The sequence below is a fragment of the Amycolatopsis sp. NPDC051903 genome (assembly GCF_044452505.1).
GTDB lineage: Bacteria > Actinomycetota > Actinomycetes > Mycobacteriales > Pseudonocardiaceae > Amycolatopsis.
Genome location: NZ_JBITBT010000016.1, coordinates 138,623 through 156,009, shown reverse-complemented (window position 1 = coordinate 156,009; position 17,387 = coordinate 138,623). Strand labels below are relative to the sequence as shown.

Here is a 17,387-nt window from a genome sequence, read left to right as displayed (position 1 = left end):
AGTGAACTAGGTCAACATGGGTTATCGCGGCTAGACTTGGCGCATGAGCACGGATGCCGCGCGAGTCGCGAAGTACGAGGTAGCCGCTGATGCCGTCATTCGTTGGATCCGCACTGGCCGGGTAAAGCCGGGGGACAAACTCCCGACTCACAAGGAGCTTGCGCAGCAGCTAGGGGTGTCGGTTGGGACGATGCAGAAGGCTCTCGGTGAGCTTGAAGATCGTGGTTGGGTTACTTCGCGCCCTACCGTTGGGGTCTTCGTCAACGGCGTTCCAGACGGCTACCGCGAGCCGGTGACGGTTGAGCTTCTTGCGCAGGAGGTAGCGGACTTGCGGACGCGTGTCGCGCACCTTGAGGGACTACTGGTTGAAGACGGCGCGGATGAAATCGACGAGGCCGTCGATCGCGGTGCTCGCGAACGCGAACGCCCCGTGGACAGCTGATCCGGAGTCGCCCGGGTGCTTCACCACGAGGACGAGCACGGCGATCACGAGGGCAGTGCCGATCAGCTTCGACAGGATGCCGCCGCCGGTCTTGAACTGGGGGATGCTGTTCTTCGCCATGGGAATTCTCCTTGTATGGGGCGGGTTTTCGGGTGGTCCGCCTTGCTGTGATCAAGCTTGCTCGACGGGCGCGACCCTGAGAACTGACACAACCCACACCAACGCTGAACCGGCGCTGAACCGCGAGCCCTGAACTTTCACTGAACTACGCGCACGTGCATATTCCGAAACGGCACAAGAGGATGGCAGGCTCTCAACCATGGAACTCAATGGCAGCAAAGCGACCCTCGACCAGCTCAAATCCCTCGCGCTCACCAACTACGGACACTTCACCTCGATGCTGGTCGAGGACGGCTGCGTTCGGGGGCTCTCCCTCCACCTGCAGCGGCTTTCGCGCGACTGCCACCTGTTGTTCGATGTCAATCTGGACACCGATCGCCTGCGTGAGTTTGTCGTGCACGCGCTCGCCGGCGAGGACTCGAAGCGCATCGTCGCTCGCGTCACGGTCTACGACCCACACCTTGACCTGGGCACGATCGGTTCGGAGGCTGAGCCGTCAGTGCTGGTGACGACTCGGCCGGCCGCTGACGGCGTCGCGCCCCCGCTCCGGCTTCAGGCTGCGTCGTATCGACGTGAAAAGCCGAGCGTCAAACACATTGGCCTCTTTGGGGCGCTTGACCTGCGTCGATCCGCTCAGCGTGAGGGCTTCGACGACGTCCTGTTCCTCAACGCTGATGGGACAATCTCAGAGATCGCCACATCGAACATCGGCTTCGTTCGCGACGGAGAAGTTGTGTGGCCACGCTCGGAACAGCTGGCTGGAGTGACGATGTCCCTGCTTCATCGCGCGTCCGACGAAGCGGTGACGACCGAACCTCTCACGCTGTCAGATCTCGGGAGCATGGAGGGCGCATTTGCGACGAATGCGGCGACGGGGATCCGTGCGGTCGCCGCGGTCGACGACATCGCATGGCCGACGGAGCACAAGCTACTGACAAGTTTGCGTGACCTGTACCTGGACATCCCCGCGGAACGGCTTTAACGCCCCCCTGTTCCACGGTATGGTTCGCCCTTGTATGAGTTTTCCGCAGGGGAGGCGGCAGTGTCGAGTACTGTCCAGCGCTGGACTGGCGCCGAGGTGCGCGTGCTTCGCGAGGCAATGCGAATGAGTCTTCGTGAATTCGCCGCACACCTGGGCGTTAGCGAGCGCATGGTCTCGAAGTGGGAGGAGAAGGGGGCTGGGATTACCCCGCGCCCTATCAATCAGGCAAGTCTGGACACCGTTTTTCAGCGGTGCGATCCTGATACGAAGGCCCGATTCTCGTTTGCGACTGCCGACTCCCTGGTTCCAGAACCGCAGTTGGAGACCCATGCCACGCCGATTGGCGATGCGACCGTGCAACACCCTCGCGACGGGTCGTTAATGGCCCGTGTCGAGGGCAGCATCTTCTTGGCTGGCCCGAGCAACTCGCCAACCTGGGTGCCGAGTTTCTATATTGATGTCTACCCGGTAAGCAACGCTGAATATAGCCGATTTGTTTCGGCCACCGGCTACAATCCGCCGTCACACTGGAAGGATGGCACGTTTCCTGACGAGATTGCCGACCATCCGGTGGTGTTTGTAACGTGGGAAGACGCGGCCGAATACGCGAAGTGGGCAGGCAAGCACCTGCCCAACTCAAGCGAATGGGAAAAGGCGAGCCGTGGCACCCGAGGAACGGTTTATCCATGGGGTGACCAGCCTACTCCCGCGAAGTGCAACGTACGCGAGAACGGAATTGGCTCCACCACGGTTGTGGGTACATATCAGAGCGGAGTTAGCCCCTATGGCGTCTATGATATGTGCGGGAACGTCTGGGAATGGTGCTCGACTGAAACAAAGCTTGGGCGGTTCGAGCTAAAGGGTGGTGCATGGACCAGCCCGTTCAATAGGGTCACGCCGTCGCTTTTCAACGACGCGGCCCGCAGCATGTGCGACGACGACACCGGCTTTCGTTGTGCGACTTCGGCCGATGTCATGGAGACACTGCTTCGAGGATGACTTGCGATTCCCAGTCTGACGGCTGGTTCTCGCGATTCGCGCGGCTGAGCAAGCCACGTCGGCGTCCCGTGCCGGCGTGCTTCTTCTTGTACCCGGGCGACGCGGACGGCGCGCAGCGGCCTGCTCGGCTCCGCGGGGGTGTCGAATTCTGCGTCCTGAGATCGCCGCTGGCGCGCTAACGGGCACGGGGCGGTGTGATGGGACCACAAGATCGGTCTCAGCCGCACTCAGGCGGTGTTTCCAGGTCTACCGTAAGGCCATACGATCGAACATGTGGTCGATTGGGCTGAGGTGGTGGAGCGGGAGGACCTGCCGTTTCGGTCTGCCCGTGATCATGCGCGGTGCTTGAACGGGCACCTGCGGGAGATCGCCGGGTCGAACATGGGTCACCATCACGCGTTGCGGCTGGCGAAGTGCACGTGCGTGCTGTGCAGCCGGTTCCGGATGCCGCGGGCGACGTGGTTGGTCGTCGCGCACGAGCCGCGCGAGCTGACCGGTGGTGCGGCGGAGATGCACGCGAGGTTCCCGGTGCAGGTAACGCCGCGGCGGCCGGCGGAGCGCGCCGGGGTGGGACGGATCGAGCTGGTCATCCGGGGCGAGGTGTTCGGCTACGTCGCGGTGCAGCTGTGCGGGATCGACCGCCGCGGCGTGCTCGTCCAGGTCGCCGTCGCGCCGGCGCACCGGCGGCGGGGGATCGGCGGCCTCATGGTCGACACAGCGCTCGCCCGCGGCGTCGGTTACACCTGGTCCACCGTGGCGTTCGACCTCGACGACGTCGAGTTGAAGGGCTTCCGCGCGAGCCTCGACCTGCCCGAACCGGTGCAGGTTGGAGAGCCGTTCTACTGCTCGCACATGCTCACCGCGCTGGGCGAATGGGTGTGATCGCAACCGGGGCTAGACCGACAGGCCAACCTACTCGTGAGTCAAGCAACCGATAAGTCTCTTCCGGTCGCCGACTCGGCTGGACTTCGTGGCGACACATCCAGCAGCGCGCGGCCGCAGCATGGTCGGCTACCAACCGTGCACGTGAAGGGGTGTGACACCCGAGACCGGTCGCGACTGTCACACCTGTCACTCTGTCACTCTACAGCCTTTGACCTGCGCATATAGGTGTGACAGGGGTGTGACACCCTGGTGTGACAGTCTTTCCCCACACTAACGGTATGTCACAGGTGTCACAGAAGAGGCTGGAACAGAGGGGGTAGATGAGACTTCCACTCCCCCCCCTCTGTTCCAGCCGCTTTGGAGAGAGCGAGTGGGTGACGAAGTGGGTGACAATCGGGGCGGAACACTGTGGACAACTGTGGACGTCCGAAGACGCTCAAGTGCCAGGTGAGAGGCCGCGAGTACAAGGTCAACGGCGCGCGGATTTGCCCTGATAACGAAGAGGTCCCAGGTTCAAGTCCTGGTGGGCCCACCCGGTTCGCCCGGTCATGTTCGCGGAAAGCGCGAACTGTGACCGGGTGTTTTTTGTTTCTGGGGGGCGGCCCCTCAGACCCCCACGGTGCGATCGGTGACCATTCCAGCACGGGTGAGTTCCCGTGGTGAGGTGGTTGCGTTGGTGAGGTCCGCTCGGTGAGGTGGATGGCTGGGTGGGGTCTCGCGGTGAGGTATCTGCGTGCGGTGGGTTCCCCTGGCGGGGTCGATGCGGTGGTGGGTTTTGCTGGTGAGATCGACATCCGGGGTGGGTTTGCCGGTGCGGTGGATTGCCGGCGTGGTTGGAAGTGGTGGGCGGCGTCGCCACGCTGACTCGGGGGTGCTGCACCAACCGGCATGAGGGGGAATAGGTGTGGTGGGGGTTGGGTTGTAGGTAGTGGTCGGTGCGCCCAGCGTGTCCCCCGGGCTCACACACTTGCCTTCGCGGAATACCGTTCGGCTGGAGCCGCGTCGTGCCTTTCGCCGAGAGGCGACCCTGGGCGTGCCGATCGCAAATGCTTCAGCCCTGCCGGTCTTCTCTTCCCGGCAGGGCTGATTTGTTCCAGCGCCGGCGTTCGCGGATATCCGTGAGGCCGCCCGGCCGCGGGTGGTTCCACGTGGAACCAGGGGCCGGGAGCGGTGCGTGGCCGGTGCAGTAGCATCGTGGAGTACGGAAGCAAGCTGGAAAAGGGGGCTTCAGGTGAAGAAGCTGTTGGCACTCGCAGTCGTCGCGGGCGGCGTTCTGTTCGTCGTCAAGCGCAACAAGGCTGCCAAGGCCGAGGCCGATCTCTGGCGCCAGGCCACCGCCCCCTCGGGCCCGGTCTCCGCGAACGGCAGCACGCCGACCAAGGCCGCGGACGCTTCCCGCAACTGACTCACCGCGGGTGGCCTCGCGCCACCCGCGTCCGGGGCTGTAGCTCAATTGGTAGAGCACCGCCTTTGCAAGGCGGGGGTCAGGGGTTCGATTCCCCTCAGCTCCACTCATGTCTTCAGCGTTCTCTCGCTTCACAGCACCCTCAGGCACACCAGGAGCCGCCGGCGTCCGACGGCTCCTGCGGGGCTGGTGCGGCGAAGCTCACTCGCGGAGAGCGCCGGCCTTGTAGCCGACGCGGGTCGGAGTGGACCGGGGTTCGCCGCAGTGCGCGCAGGCGATCATGCGCCGGGCCCGGCGAGGTGCCACGACACCCGGCGTCGGAGCCGGGAACGCCTGGATGGCCACGTGCACGAGGCAGGTAGCGGCGCCGCAGTGCACGCAGACCCCGACGGCCGGTTCGCTCATGCCTTGTGTCGCGCAGTCGATGCAGATCATGGTTCTCCTTGAAAAACGCAGCGGGGGATACGCCACCATAAGCAGGATTTCGTGAGATGACGGTGTTCTTGTTCGGCATCACATTGACGGATGCGCCGCGGGACCGGTATCCGTCGCGATCCGCGGTGCGAGCCACCCTGCTGCGACAGACCCGCGCTTGATCAGCAAGGACGTCCGAGCCGAGGGCGGTCAGCCTGCTGCGCGGCGGAATTCGAGGAGGCTGCGCTCGGCCGTCAGGTCGACGGCGCGGTCCAGCGCCAGGCCGTGGGGCGCGGCGAGCGCTTGGAGCTCGGCGAGGCGGCGGTCGCGGCCGCTGAACATCGTCAGCATGGACAAGTTGATCTCGGTGTTCGTGCCGCGATCGGCGACGTGCTCGACGACCAGCACGCGGCCGGTGGGTCCGGCGGCTTCGGCGCAGCGGGCCAGGATGCGGGCCGCGTGCTCGTCGGCCCAGTTGTGGAGGATGTCGACGAGCAGGTAGGCGTCGGCGCCGGGTGGGAGCGGGTCGAAGAAGCTGCCGGCCGTGACCTGCGTGCGTTCGGCGAGGTCGTGCGCGCGGAAGGTGGTGCGGGCCGCGGCCGAGTCGAGGTCGATGAGGTGGCCGCTTACCCGCGGGTGGGCGGCCAAGATCGCGGCCAGCACTTCGCCGTTGCCGCCGCCGACGTCGACGAGCGAGGCGAAACGCGACCAGTCGAAGCCGGCGACGAGATGGGGTAGTTGCGCGCGGATCCGGAGCGACATCTGCCGGTCGAAGGACTCGCGCAGGTGCGGGTGTTCGGCGAGGTCGGCCCAGAAGTCGGTGCCGTAGCGACGCGGGTACGCCGCCTCGCCCGTAGCGATGCTGTGCGCGAGCTCGACGAACGCCAGCTCGGCGCGGCCACCGGCGGTGTCCAGGTGCAGCAGTGTTGTGATCAGGGTGTCGTCGCAGAGGTTGGTGCCGTACGTGGTGGTGCGGAAGCCGTCGTCCACGCGTTCGACGACGCCCAGCGTCGCGAGGTGCTCGAGCAGCAGACCGAGGGCGACGGCGTTCACGTGGAGTTCCTCGGCCAGCACGTCGGCGGACGCGGCGTGGCGTAGTCGGTTCGGTAGACCCAGCGTCACGGCGACCCGCAGCGCCATCGGCGTCGCCAGCCCGGCCAGGCGCAGGAGCGAGCTCGTATCGTCGTCGGTGCTTCTCACGAAGATCTACTCTGCCCGCCCGGTCAACCGAAATCCCAGGAGCGCCGATGCGTCCGTACGTCCTGCTCAGCGTCGCGACCAGTGTCGACGGGGCGATCGACGACACGAGCACGGAGCGGCTGCTGCTCTCCAACGCCGAGGACTTCGACCGCGTCGACCAGGTGCGCGCGGAGTCCGACGCGATCCTCATCGGCGCCGGCACGATCCGCGCCGACAACCCGCGGCTCCTCGTCAACAGCGAAGACCGCCGGGCCCAACGCGTCCGCGAAGGAAAGCCCGCGTATCCCGTGAAGGTGACTGTGACGGCCTCCGGTGACGTCGATCCGGACTGGAAGTTCTGGCACCACGGCGGCGAAAAGCTCGTGTACACCACGGAAGCCGGCGCGCGTCTCGCTTCGCGACGCTTGGGAGATTTGGCCGGCGTCGTCCCGCTCGGGACCACTGTGGACTTCGGTGCGCTGCTCGACGACCTCGGCCGCCGCGGCGTTCGCCGGCTGATGGTCGAGGGCGGCGGGCAGATCCACACGGCGTTCCTGTCGCAGGGCCTGGCCGACGAGATCCAGCTCGCCGTCGCGCCGCTCGTCGTCGGGGACGCCGCCGCGCCGAAGTTCCTGCTGCCCGCGCACTACCCCGGCGGGTCGACGCGGCGGATGAAGCTGCTCGAAGCGCGGGCGATCGGTGACGTCGTCCTGATCCGCTACGCGCCCAAGGACGACTGAAGATCCAGCGGGGTTTCACCGCGCCAGGTGACGGCCCCGTCCGGCCGGATCAGCGCGGCCGGGAAGTCCGCGTCGGCCTTGGCCCGCACCAGATCCACGTGGGCCGCCCAGCCGGGTGGGAGTTCGACGTCGCCGGTGAGGTCCAGGAGCACCGCGCGACCGGCGCGGAGGAGTTCGGCCACGCGAGTGGGTCCGGTGGCGGTGACGAGGTCGAGGTCGGGCAACCGCGTCGGATCGTCCAAACCGGACATCATGCCCGCGAGGTAGCGGTTGGCGTCGGGCAGGCGCATGAGGTCGGTGAAGGTGTCGCGCAGGGCGAGCACGTCCGGCTCGGGGTGCGGCGCGGCCAGAACCCGTTGCGCCGCAGTGTGGTGCAGCACGCGCGCGGCCTTCGGGTGGCGTTCGGTCTGGTACGTGTCGAGCAGCCCGTCCGGAGCCCAGCCCGCGAGCGTCGCCGCGAGCTTCCAGCCGAGGTTGAGGGCGTCCTGCACGCCGAGGTTGAGGCCCTGCCCGCCGAACGGCGGGTGGATGTGGGCGGCGTCGCCGGCGAAGAAGACGCGGCCGTGGCGGTAGCTCTCGAGCTGGCGGGTCGCGTCGCTGAAGCGGGACATGGTGAGGATTTCAGCGAGCGTGGTCGGTTCGCCGTAGAGGTCGGTGAGCGCCTGTCGCAGCGCGTCCGCGGACATCGGCGTCTCGTGCTCGCCGAGCTTGCCGAACGTGAAGCGGTACCGGTCGCCGCCGACCGGCACGACCATGCCCCAGTGGTGCTCGGTGGTCCGGGTCAGCGTGCTCAGGTGCCCGGCCCGCTTGGGCACGAGGTCGGAGACGGCGGAGAGCCGCACGTCGGCGAGCACCGCGCGGAACGTGCCGGGGCGGCCGGGGAACGGCAGGTCCAGGAGCTTGCGCACGGTGCTGTGCGCGCCGTCGCACGCGACGACGTACTGGGCCCGCAGCTCGGTACCGGTCGTGGTCACGGTGACGCCGGTGTCGTCCGGCGCGATCGACGTGACTTCGTGGCCACGCAGCACGCTGGCGCCGCGGGCGGTGGCGGCGGCTTCCAGGATTTCCTCGACCTTCCACTGTGGAATGCCGATCGGGTGCGGATACCTGGTGTGCCAAGGGGTGTTGTCGAGCGGTACCGGGAGCCCCGCGAAGTGCCCACCGACGGCCGCGCGGTCGATCCGGTGCTCCAGGACCGCGTCGAGCAGCCCCCGCGCGTCGAACAGCTCGGCGGTGCGCGGCTGGATGGCGCCGCCCTTCGTCTGCTCGATGCGCTCGGTCAGCTTCTCCACCACGACGACCTCGGCGCCGCCGAGGGCCAGCTCGTGCGCCAGCGTCAGGCCCGCCGGGCCCGCTCCCACCACAATCACGTCCATGTGTTTCCCCTCAGTGCATAAGTAGACTGAGTGCAATATAGCTCCGGGTGCAGCAAAGCGGTAGTCTTGGTTGGTGGACGACCAGCCCGGCCTGCGAGAACGCAAGAAGCAGCGCACCCACGAGGCCATCTCCAACGCGGCCATCGACCTCTTCCTCGAGCACGGCTTCGACCAGGTCTCGATCTCCCAGGTCGCCGAAGCCGCCGAAGTCTCGCGCCGCACGCTCTTCGCCTACTTCCCGGCGAAGGAGGATCTGGTCCTGCACCGCGTCGCCGACCACGAGACGGAGAGCGCGCGGGTCGTGCGCGCCCACCCGACCGCCCCGCTCGCCGCCCTCCGCGCCCACTTCCTCGACGGCCTCGCCCGCCACGACCCGATCACCGGACTCTGCGACATCCCGGAGGTCCTGGCGCTGTACCGCCTGATCACGAGCACCCCCAGCCTGGTCGCCGGCATGCTGCGCTTCCGCGCCAACGCCGAACACGCGCTCGCCGCCGAACTGGCCGGCCTCCCCGGCGTCCCGCCCCGCACCGCGCGCCTCGCCGCCGCCCAAATCGCCGCCGTCCAATGGCGGCTCTCCATGGACAACCACGACCGCGTCGCCACGGGCGTCCCCGCCACCACCGCCTACCCCGGCGCCGTCGCCGCCGCCGAACACGGCTTCGACCTGCTTTCCCACGGCTTGGCCCCCGCCCTGCGCCAGCCCTGACCGGCGCCGGTTGGGACGCTGGCGGCCGCCGCGCCTGACACCGATCGTGGTCTCGGACCTGGGCTTGGATCTGTTTCCACACGGCTCAGCGAGCGCGCTGCGAGGCCTGCCTGGCGCCTACCGCCCCGCCGCGTGGGCGCCCATCCTGGCGCCATTGAGGTGGACGACCTTGCCTTCGACGTGCTGTGTCAGGGCAAACCTGCGCCGGCAGAAATGCGATCAGCCGACAAGCAGCCTGCTCGGTCCCGCCCGCGGGCGCACCAGCCGCCGACGGCACACCTCCGACGGCACACCCCCGCCCTCCTCGGGGGGCGTCCCCGACTCCAGTTTACCGAGGTCAGGGTGCCAAAATTGGGGACGGCGGAATCTGTGGACAACTGTCGGGGCGGAAGGGCGGATGTGGACAAGTCGGGTGCCTTGGTGGCGGGGATCGGGGTGAGGTGCTAGCCGTCGATGTGCGCGGTGGGTCCTTGGAAGTTCGACATCAGAGTGCGGTTGGGTGGCAGGCACACGGGGAAATCGCGAGGGTTGGGCGCGCCGTAGTGCGTCAGGCCTTCGCCGGTTGCAGAACCGACACGACCAGACACGCCCGTAGCTGCCCGAGCCGAAGACCGCCCGGCGCCGTCGAGGCGGCCAAGCTGGGCGCCGAACCCGCTGCCATCCGGCCCAGCGCCACCTCAGGCTCGAATCCGCGCCAAAGCCGCGCGCCCCGCCGGAGCCCACGTCGGTTTACCGCCTGGAGGGCCGGCTTCGCCGATGGCGATGAGGCGGGAGGCGGTCAGCAGGGCCCAGCCGCGGGCGCGGCGGTAGGTGGCGTCGTCCGTGGGGTGCGCGGCGAAGAACGGCGCCGGGTCGGGGAGGAGGATCCAGGCGGCGGCGAGGTCGGTCGCGGGGTCGCCGGCGCAGAGTTCGCCGAAGTCGAGGACGCCGGTGAGGGTGCCGTCGCGCACGACGACGTTCGCGGGGTGCAGATCCCCGTGGAGCCAGACCGGGGGGTGTGGCCAGGCGGGGGCGGCGATGGCGTCGGCCCAGATGTCGCGGTGGGCCGGGGTGGCGAACGCGGGCGTGAAGAGCGCGAGGGAGCAGCCGCGGTCGGGGTTGGTGGGGGCGTCGGCGGGTGCTTCGCGGTGCAGCGCGGTGAGAAAGGCGGCGAGGGGACCCGCGGCGTCGGGGCGGGCGATCGGGACGCGGTCCGCGGGCTCGCCGGGCACCCAGGTGACGGTCCAGTGCTTGGGGAACCGTTCCGTCGGCCGGCCGAGGCGAACGGGCGTCGGAACCGGCAGGGGAAGGCGCGGAGCGAGCGCCGGCAGCCAGCGGTGTTCCTTGACGAGCAGGTCGGACGCGCGTTCGGTCGCGAAGGGGAGGCGCACGGCGAGGTCGTCGCCGAGGCGCCAAAGCTGGTTGTCCCAGCCGGTGGCGGCGCGCTGCAGCGGCCGGTCGGCGAGGTCGGGGTGCTGCTCGCGCAGGAGCGCGCGGATCAGGTCTTCGGTCACGAGCGGTCCCCCCGGATGTCCGAACTGTTCAAGACGCGCCCCCCGGCGGCGTGCCACCGTGATCGTATGACTGTGAACCTCGGCGCTGCCGCGTCCTTCCTCGCCACGCACGGGCGGTTGCTCGACCGCCGCCGCTTCGAGCTGCTCTTCGGCGACGGTGATGCGGACGCCGTGCTGGCGGCCGTCGCGGCGTACCGGAACGCGGACGGCGGCTTCGGCTGGGGGCTCGAACCCGACCTGCGCGCGCCCGAGAGCCAGCCCGGCGGGGCGCTGCACGCGTTCGAGGTGTTCGAGGACCTCGCGCCGGTGACGACGCCGCTGGCGGTCGAGCTGTGCGACTGGCTGGAGTCCGTTTCGCTGGCGGGCGGCGGGCTGCCGTTCGCGTTCCCCGTAGCGGACCGCACGGGCAGTGCTCCATTTTGGACGGACGCCGACCCGGCGAAGTTCTCCCTCCAGAGCACGGCCTTCGTCGCTTCGACGGCGTTGCGCGTCGCGCGGCACGACAAGGCGGTGGCGGAACACCCGTGGGTCAACGCGGCGACGGACACGTGCCTCGAAGCCATCCGCCGCGTGGAGACGCAGCCGCACGCGATCGAGCTGTCGTTCGCGATCCGGTTCCTCGACGCCGCGCACGCGACGCGGCCGGAGGCGGGTGAGCTGCTCGACCACCTCGGCCGGTTCCTGCCACCCGACGGAATCGTGTCCGTCGCCGGCGGCGGCGCCGACGAGGTTCTGCGACCGCTCAACTTCTCACCGCTCCCGGGCCCCGCGCGCGAGCTGTTCGACCCGGCCGTGATCACGGCCGAGCTGACCCGCCTCGAATCCCAGCAGCACGACGACGGCGGCTGGAGCGTCGACTTCGCGAGCTTCTCGCCCCAGGCTTCGCTCGAATGGCGCGGCTACGCCACCGTCGGCGCGGTTTCGTTGCTGCGGGCCAACTCGTAGTGTCGGGGATGTGCTGCCGCAGGACAGTCACGTCCACACCGAGTGGTCGTGGGACACGGTCACGGGATCGATGGTCCGCTCGTGCGAGCGCGCGCTGGAGCTCGGCCTGCCGTCGCTGGCGTTCACCGAGCACGCCGACCTGACCCCGTGGCTGATCCCCGCGCCGATCCGCCCGCACCTCCCCGATCACTTCCGCGTGCGCCTGCGCGCGGACGGTGTGCTGGAGCCGCCTGACCTCGACGTCGAGGGGTACCTGGCCTGCGTGCAGGAGTGCCGGGAGCGGTTCCCGGACCTGCGCATCCTGTCGGGTGTGGAGCTGAGCGAACCGCACTGGCACCGTTCATCGGCGGACGCGTTGCTGGCCGCGCACCGCTTCGAACGGGTGCTGGGGTCGGTGCACTCGCTGCCCGAGGGTTCGGACCACTACGAACTGAGCGTGCTCGGGGACCGGCCGCCGGACGGCGTGCTGCGCTCGTACCTGGGCGAGGTGCTCGGCCTGGTGGAGTCGACGGCCGGCTTCGAAGTGCTGGCGCACATCGACTACGCCCTGCGCACCTGGCCCGCGGCGAAGGAATTCGTGGCTGCGGACTTCGAGGACGAGTTCCGGACGGTCCTGCGCGCTTGCGCGCAGCGGCCGTGTCCTGGAGGTCAACACGAAGGTCCCGCTGCCCCGCGAAGTGCTCCTCTGGTGGTCCGCCGAGGGCGGCCGCGCCCTCTCCTTCGGCAGTGACGCCCATTCGCCCGAACTGGTGGGCCACGGCTTCGCCGACGCCTGCGCCCTCGCGGCCTCGTGCGGCTTCCAGCCGGGCCGCACTCCGCACGACTTCTGGACCCGGCGGGGTTAGGCCCGGTCCGGTAAGGCATCGGAGCCCGAGATCATGGCGGGGAGGGGGAGGTGGCCTGGTAGTCGGCGTAGCGGGTAGCCAGGTCTCGGAACTGTTTGGGCCGGTTGAAGCAGCGTTCGACCGCGTCGCGCTGCTTGTCGGTCTCGGCGTCGCAGGCGATCCGGTCGCCCGCTCGGGGCTGACGAAGCGGATCCGCCGTGCGCGCACAGCGTGGCGGAGCGCGAGTAGGCCTCGTCCAAGATCCGCTGCCCCGTGAACCGCAGCCAGCTCAATTACCGGACACGGCCTGGCGGTCAGGGCCAGAGGCGGTCGCGGGTCCAGGTGTCGTCGGCGCGGTGGTAGCGGAGGCGCACGTGGCGGCGGTCGTGGGAGGCTTGCCAGAATTCGACCGTCGTGGGGGTCAGGAGGTAGCGCGTCCAGGTTTCCGGGGCGGTGTCGGGGTTTTCGGCGACCCAGAGTTCGGCGGCGTCGGCGGCTTCGGTGAGTTTGGCGGGGTCCGGGAGGACTTCGGACTGGTGGCCGATGAACGCTTCGACGCGGGAGGCCGGTGGGCGGGCCAGGAAATCGGCCGCGGAGACTTCGGGCGTGGCCTGCCGGAAGGTGCCCCGCACGCGGACCTGGCGGCCGCGGCCGGGCCAGAAGAAGGTGAGGGCGGCGCGCGGATCGACGGCGAGCTGGTGGCCCTTGGGGCTTTCGGAGCTGGTGGCGACGGCCCAGCCGGCCGGATCGACGTCCTTGAGGATCACCACGCGGGCATCCGGGAAGCCGTCCTCGTCCACTGTGGACAGGGTGACGGCGTGGGGAGCCAGGACGCGTTCGCCCGCTTCGGTCAGCCACTCGACGAACAGCTCTTCCGGGGTGTCCGGGGCCGTGTCCGGGTCGAAGGACGGGAGGTCCTCCGGGAAGGATTGCCAGCCGCGCAGGGAAATCATGTCACTGACCGTACGGGGGATAGCCCGGCGGCGGGTAGTGCGGCGGCTGCGGACCGGGTGGGCCGGCGGCCGGAGGCGGCGGGGTCTGGGGTTGCCAGCCCGGTGGAATCTGCTGGCCGGGGAAGCCGCCTGGGCCGGGGGCGCCGGGCGCGGGTGCCTGGCCGTAGCCGCCTTGGGGAGCAGCACCGCCCGCTTGCATGGCTTGCCACTGCGCCTGCCACTGCAGCTGCTGGTAAGCCTCCGCCGGCTGGGGGAAGCAGAACTGCTGCTTCGCGTTCACCGAGCCCTGCACGGCCGCGCCCCAGAGCTTGCCGCCCGCCCAGGAGTAGGTCATGCCGGCGTACGGGTCGACGGCGACCATGCGCGTTTCGCCGGCGAACTGGTTGGCGGACTTGGCCGAGGCGGCCGCGGCGGCGTCGGGGTGGACGCGGCCCACGAGGCCGGCGATGACGACCGAAGCGGCGGTCCAGCCGATGGTGCCCTGCACGTTGGCGCGGGCGTGCTGCGTGGCCAGCCCGGTGAACTGGAACAACGTCTGCGCGTCGATCTCCGGGTAGGCGGCCGCGACGACGCAGAAGTTCATGGTGGACAACATGATCGACTCGGCGAACAGACCCACGGCGGCCGTCACGGGTCCGATCTGGACGGTGCTGAGCTGCCCGCCGCTTCGCTGCACGCGTTCGGCGACCACGTGCAGGTACTGCTCCGGGGTGAACAAGCCGAACCTCCCCCAAACCGAGAAACCACCCGGCGTCCATCGTCGCACGCCGGGCGGCGGGGACTCAGTTCGCGGGGAGTGGTGCGCGGCGGAGGACGCCGGCGAGCGACCAGGTGCCGCCGCCGGTGAAGGCGAGCAGCAGGAACGCCCAGGCGAAGATCGCGGCCTGCTCACCGCCGTTCTCGATGGGCAGCACGGCCGAGCCGGCGTGCACGGTGAAGTACGCGAAAGCCATGGAACCGGAGCAGATCACGGCGGCGGCGCGCGTGCCGATCCCCAGCGCGACGAGTGCGCCGCCGGCGAGCTGGATCAGCGCCGCCCACCAGCCGGGCCACTGGCCCGTCGGTGCGGCGTGGTGCCCCCACAGCCCGAAGCCCGTCGAAGCGCCGTGGCAGAAGAACAGGAACCCGAGCACGATGCGGAAGAGCGCGAGGACGTGGTCACGGCCTCTGTCGAAGAGTTTCACGGCTGTCATCTCCCTGGCAGTCGGAAAGAACGCGACCAGGGTAGGGAGGCTCGCACTCGACCTTTAACCACAACGAGTGATATCTCGCTTACCCGCTGAAACCTGAACCTTTCACGCTTCACTCTCGTGTGACTGGACATGATTGACTGTGCGCGCTATGCGACGAATCCTCGCTCTCGCGCCCGCCGTGGTGCTGCTCGCCGGCTGCGGCGCGCCGACGCCGATCACCGGGACGCCCCAGCCCCAGCCCTCGTCCGCGGCGACGTCCCAGGCTTCGGCCCCGGGTCTGCCACCTGACCCCCAGCCCGCGCGCGAAGCGAAGTGTCCGTACCTCTCGGCCGAGACGGTGCAGGACGCGAACGGCCAGCACGTGACGACCGTGCGCGTGTCCGCCGACGAACCGCACCCCGCGTGCTTCTTCTACCGCCCCGACGGCGGCCTCCAGATGAGCGTGCAGGTCTACGTCGGCACGAAGGACGTCGCGACGAAGCTGGTCAACCGGGCCGCGCCCGTCGACACGTCCAACCCCGCTTCGGACCCCGCGGGCTGGAAGGGCGGCTACCAGCCGGCCGGTGACGGAGTGGTGTACGCCGTCTCGAAGGGGGGCGACGCCGTCATCGTGAAGAGTAACCAGAAGCAGAGCATCAAGGCACGCACAGTGGCGAAGAAGGCTATCGCGACCCTCGAACTCTGAGTAGTGACCTCCGCACGGGTGAGTGAAGTTGATCTTGTATTACCCTGTGCGGCACGCGCAGGCCAGGAGCACTCGCGCGGGCGGGTGCCCGTCCGGCACCACCAGCACTTCGCCATCTCGACGACAAGGACAAGATTCGTGGCTGACACCCTCAAGGAAATCCTGCTCGACTCCAGCCGGCGCCCGTCGGTCGTGACCGACCTCGAGGGTCTGGTCGACGCCGAAGTGTCCGACAAGGGCGGGGTTTCCGGCGCCGTCGTGAAGACGGGCTTCGCCGCCGTCAAGAAGATCAAGCCGGGCATCATCCCCTCGGCCGTCGACACCTTGCTGGACGACTTCGCCGTTGCCCTCGAGCCGTTCTACGGCGACTACCGGGCCCAGGGCGGCAACGACTTCGGCGCCTACCTGACCAGCCGCTCCGACGCGGCCGCCGACGCGCTGCTCAGCGTCACCGACTCGCGCGCCGAGCGCAGCAGCCGCGACAGCATCAAGAAGGTCTACTCCAAGCTGCGCCCGAACGGCAAGAAGAACGTCGAGGAGGCGCTGCCCCGCCTCGGCCAGCTGATCGACAAGCACGCCGCGACGGTCTGAACCGCATAGGCGACAACGGAAGAGGGCCCCGGGGTGCAGTCCCGGGGCCCTCTTCTCGTGTTCAGTTCTTCTTCTCGGCGGCCGGCGTGCTCGGCGCCTTGCCGTTGCTCGCGGGCGACGGCGTGGTCTCCGACGCGGGCTTCGCCGGGGGAGCCGGCGGGGTGGCCTTCGGCGGCGCCGGGGCGACCGGCGGCTCCTGCTGACGCGACTTCAGCACCACGGCGGTGCCGACGGCCACGGCACCCAGGCCGAGCAGCCACGGCCAGCGGCGACGCTTGCGCGTGCCCTTGGCCGCCGCCTTCGCCTCGACGAGAGCGGCCTGGAAGTCCTTCTTCGCGGCCTTGAAGTCCTTCTTGCCGCGGCGCTTCGACTCGCCGGCCGACTTGGCGGCCTTGATGGCGGCCTTCTTCGCCTTGCGGCCGGGCTTCTTCATCTCGGCGATGCGGGCCAAGGCCTCCTTGCGGGCCGCGGCCGAGCTCTTCTTCAGCTCCTTGCGGGTCAGCTCGGTCTTCTTCGCGAGCTTCTTGCGGGCCCGGCGGCTCTGCTTCGCGAACTCTTCGGCACCGGCCTCGGCGGCTTTGGCGGCGACTTCGGCGCCCGCCTTGCCCGCGTCGGTAGCTCGCTTGCGCAGGCCGAGCGCGCCGGACTTCACCGACTCGCTCACCGAATCTGCGGCCCGGGTCATGGCCTTCACCTCACCAATCGTTTTGATATCGCTCTGTTGCCTGTAACCTATCGTGCCCTTTTTCCCGGCGTAACGCTGTGTCTTCCCCCATCGGGAACCGGTGAAACTTCAGAAAAGGGGCTTCTTCCTGCGGTCAGACCAGTCGCCTCGCCCGTGGCGCCGCCCCTGAACCCCCCAAATGTGCGAAGGGATGGCACGATGGCGGCGTGACTGAAAGCGCCCGCAAGGCCACCCTGCACACCAATCAGGGTGACATCCACGTGAACCTGCTCCCCGACCACGCGCCGAAGACGGTCGCGAACTTCGTCGGGCTCGCCACCGGCTCGAAGGAGTACACGCAGCCGAACGCGCAGGGGACGAACTCCGGCCCGTTCTACGACGGCTCGATCTTCCACCGCGTCATCGACGGCTTCATGATCCAGGGCGGCGACCCGACCGGCACCGGCCGCGGCGGCCCCGGCTACAAGTTCGGCGACGAGTTCCACCCGGAACTGCAGTTCAACAAGCCGTACCTGCTGGCCATGGCCAACGCCGGGCCGGGCACCAACGGCTCGCAGTTCTTCATCACCGTCGCGCCCACGACGCACCTGAACTTCCGCCACACGATCTTCGGCGAGGTCGCGGACCAGGACTCCCGCAACGTCGTCGACGCGATCGCGCGCGCGGCGACCGGCCCGGCGGACAAGCCGCTGGCCGACGTCGTCATCGAGAAGGTCACCATCGAGGCCTGAGGCCGCACCGGGGGGATTTCGGTAGGTTGGTGGCAT

The 17,387-nt window shown here is 68.8% G+C and carries 21 protein-coding genes and 1 tRNA gene; 13 read left to right on the top strand and 9 right to left on the bottom strand.

The window, feature by feature from the left end:
• Window positions 1–43 precede the first annotated feature (43 nt).
• Entirely contained in the window at window positions 44–442 is a 399-nt protein-coding gene (locus tag ACIA77_RS29365; protein ID WP_395889224.1) for a winged helix-turn-helix domain-containing protein, read from the top strand.
• Here the strand turns inward: ACIA77_RS29365 and ACIA77_RS29360 are convergent.
• Window positions 359–562, bottom strand: a complete 204-nt coding sequence (locus ACIA77_RS29360) for a hypothetical protein (RefSeq protein ID WP_395889223.1) — start codon at window positions 560–562, stop codon at window positions 359–361. The two genes, ACIA77_RS29365 and ACIA77_RS29360, sit on opposite strands and share 84 nt — an antisense overlap.
• Window positions 563–761: 199 nt before the next feature.
• Between ACIA77_RS29360 and ACIA77_RS29355 the strand changes: the two genes are divergently transcribed.
• The 5 genes from ACIA77_RS29355 (at window position 762) to ACIA77_RS29335 (ending at window position 4,939) form a co-directional block, all read left to right on the top strand.
• A complete protein-coding gene (locus tag ACIA77_RS29355; protein WP_395889222.1) occupies window positions 762–1,544 on the top strand; it encodes an aminotransferase class IV family protein in 783 nt (260 codons plus the stop codon).
• 30 nt (window positions 1,545–1,574) lie between these two features.
• Entirely contained in the window at window positions 1,575–2,543 is a 969-nt protein-coding gene (locus ACIA77_RS29350) for an SUMF1/EgtB/PvdO family nonheme iron enzyme (RefSeq protein ID WP_395889221.1), read from the top strand.
• A 345-nt stretch (window positions 2,544–2,888) separates the two neighbouring features.
• Window positions 2,889–3,425, top strand: a complete 537-nt coding sequence (locus ACIA77_RS29345) for a GNAT family N-acetyltransferase (RefSeq protein WP_395889220.1) — start codon at window positions 2,889–2,891, stop codon at window positions 3,423–3,425.
• A 1,234-nt stretch (window positions 3,426–4,659) separates the two neighbouring features.
• Window positions 4,660–4,833, top strand: a complete 174-nt coding sequence (locus ACIA77_RS29340) for a DLW-39 family protein (protein ID WP_395889219.1) — start codon at window positions 4,660–4,662, stop codon at window positions 4,831–4,833.
• Between the two features lie 33 nt (window positions 4,834–4,866).
• Window positions 4,867–4,939 (top strand) — tRNA-Ala (locus ACIA77_RS29335).
• Window positions 4,940–5,034: 95 nt separating this feature from the next.
• On the opposite strand, the gene ACIA77_RS29330 is transcribed toward ACIA77_RS29335, so the two are convergent.
• Window positions 5,035–5,268 carry a DUF2180 family protein gene (locus ACIA77_RS29330; RefSeq protein ID WP_395889218.1) on the bottom strand — a complete coding sequence of 78 codons (234 nt, stop codon included), beginning with the start codon at window positions 5,266–5,268 and terminating at the stop codon, window positions 5,035–5,037.
• A gap of 189 nt (window positions 5,269–5,457) precedes the next feature.
• Window positions 5,458–6,447 (bottom strand): methyltransferase, encoded by a 990-nt coding sequence (locus tag ACIA77_RS29325; protein ID WP_395889217.1) that lies wholly within the window; start codon window positions 6,445–6,447, stop codon window positions 5,458–5,460.
• 47 nt (window positions 6,448–6,494) lie between these two features.
• Here ACIA77_RS29325 and ACIA77_RS29320 point away from each other — a divergent pair, with 47 nt between their 5' ends.
• On the top strand, window positions 6,495–7,166 hold the full coding sequence (locus tag ACIA77_RS29320; protein ID WP_395889216.1) for a RibD family protein: 672 nt from the start codon (window positions 6,495–6,497) through the stop codon (window positions 7,164–7,166).
• On the opposite strand, the gene ACIA77_RS29315 is transcribed toward ACIA77_RS29320, so the two are convergent.
• Window positions 7,145–8,542: an FAD-dependent oxidoreductase gene (locus tag ACIA77_RS29315; protein ID WP_395889215.1), complete on the bottom strand. Its 1,398-nt coding sequence runs from the start codon at window positions 8,540–8,542 to the stop codon at window positions 7,145–7,147. The genes ACIA77_RS29320 and ACIA77_RS29315 overlap by 22 nt on opposite strands.
• Before the next feature lie 73 nt (window positions 8,543–8,615).
• On the opposite strand from ACIA77_RS29315, the gene ACIA77_RS29310 reads away from it, so the two are divergent.
• A complete protein-coding gene (locus tag ACIA77_RS29310; RefSeq protein ID WP_395889214.1) occupies window positions 8,616–9,251 on the top strand; it encodes a TetR family transcriptional regulator in 636 nt (211 codons plus the stop codon).
• Window positions 9,252–9,928: 677 nt separating this feature from the next.
• On the opposite strand, the gene ACIA77_RS29305 is transcribed toward ACIA77_RS29310, so the two are convergent.
• Window positions 9,929–10,744 (bottom strand): aminoglycoside phosphotransferase family protein, encoded by an 816-nt coding sequence (locus tag ACIA77_RS29305; protein WP_395889213.1) that lies wholly within the window; start codon window positions 10,742–10,744, stop codon window positions 9,929–9,931.
• A 66-nt stretch (window positions 10,745–10,810) separates the two neighbouring features.
• Between ACIA77_RS29305 and ACIA77_RS29300 the strand changes: the two genes are divergently transcribed.
• Together ACIA77_RS29300 and ACIA77_RS29295 are read left to right on the top strand one after the other, a co-directional pair.
• Window positions 10,811–11,689 (top strand): hypothetical protein, encoded by an 879-nt coding sequence (locus ACIA77_RS29300; RefSeq protein WP_395889212.1) that lies wholly within the window; start codon window positions 10,811–10,813, stop codon window positions 11,687–11,689.
• A gap of 10 nt (window positions 11,690–11,699) precedes the next feature.
• Window positions 11,700–12,419, top strand: a complete 720-nt coding sequence (locus ACIA77_RS29295) for a PHP domain-containing protein (RefSeq protein WP_395889211.1) — start codon at window positions 11,700–11,702, stop codon at window positions 12,417–12,419.
• Window positions 12,420–12,827: 408 nt separating this feature from the next.
• Here the strand turns inward: ACIA77_RS29295 and ACIA77_RS29290 are convergent, their stop codons facing one another.
• The 3 genes from ACIA77_RS29290 to ACIA77_RS29280 all read right to left on the bottom strand — a co-directional run bounded on the left by ACIA77_RS29290 (window position 12,828) and on the right by ACIA77_RS29280 (window position 14,650).
• Complete coding sequence (locus tag ACIA77_RS29290; protein WP_395889210.1) at window positions 12,828–13,466, bottom strand: pyridoxal 5'-phosphate synthase; 639 nt, start codon at window positions 13,464–13,466, stop codon at window positions 12,828–12,830.
• A gap of 1 nt (window position 13,467) precedes the next feature.
• A complete protein-coding gene (locus ACIA77_RS29285) occupies window positions 13,468–14,184 on the bottom strand; it encodes a hypothetical protein (protein ID WP_395889209.1) in 717 nt (238 codons plus the stop codon).
• Window positions 14,185–14,248: 64 nt separating this feature from the next.
• Window positions 14,249–14,650, bottom strand: coding sequence for a DoxX family protein (locus ACIA77_RS29280; RefSeq protein ID WP_395889208.1), 402 nt, complete (start codon window positions 14,648–14,650; stop codon window positions 14,249–14,251).
• A gap of 157 nt (window positions 14,651–14,807) precedes the next feature.
• On the opposite strand from ACIA77_RS29280, the gene ACIA77_RS29275 reads away from it, so the two are divergent.
• Window positions 14,808–15,344, top strand: coding sequence for a DUF2020 domain-containing protein (locus ACIA77_RS29275; RefSeq protein ID WP_395889207.1), 537 nt, complete (start codon window positions 14,808–14,810; stop codon window positions 15,342–15,344).
• A gap of 138 nt (window positions 15,345–15,482) precedes the next feature.
• On the top strand, window positions 15,483–15,935 hold the full coding sequence (locus ACIA77_RS29270; RefSeq protein WP_395889206.1) for a DUF6918 family protein: 453 nt from the start codon (window positions 15,483–15,485) through the stop codon (window positions 15,933–15,935).
• A 61-nt stretch (window positions 15,936–15,996) separates the two neighbouring features.
• On the opposite strand, the gene ACIA77_RS29265 is transcribed toward ACIA77_RS29270, so the two are convergent.
• Window positions 15,997–16,620 carry a hypothetical protein gene (locus tag ACIA77_RS29265; protein WP_395889205.1) on the bottom strand — a complete coding sequence of 208 codons (624 nt, stop codon included), beginning with the start codon at window positions 16,618–16,620 and terminating at the stop codon, window positions 15,997–15,999.
• A gap of 206 nt (window positions 16,621–16,826) precedes the next feature.
• Here ACIA77_RS29265 and ACIA77_RS29260 point away from each other — a divergent pair, with 206 nt between their 5' ends.
• Complete coding sequence (locus ACIA77_RS29260) at window positions 16,827–17,351, top strand: peptidylprolyl isomerase (RefSeq protein WP_395889204.1); 525 nt, start codon at window positions 16,827–16,829, stop codon at window positions 17,349–17,351.
• Window positions 17,352–17,387: the final 36 nt, after the last annotated feature.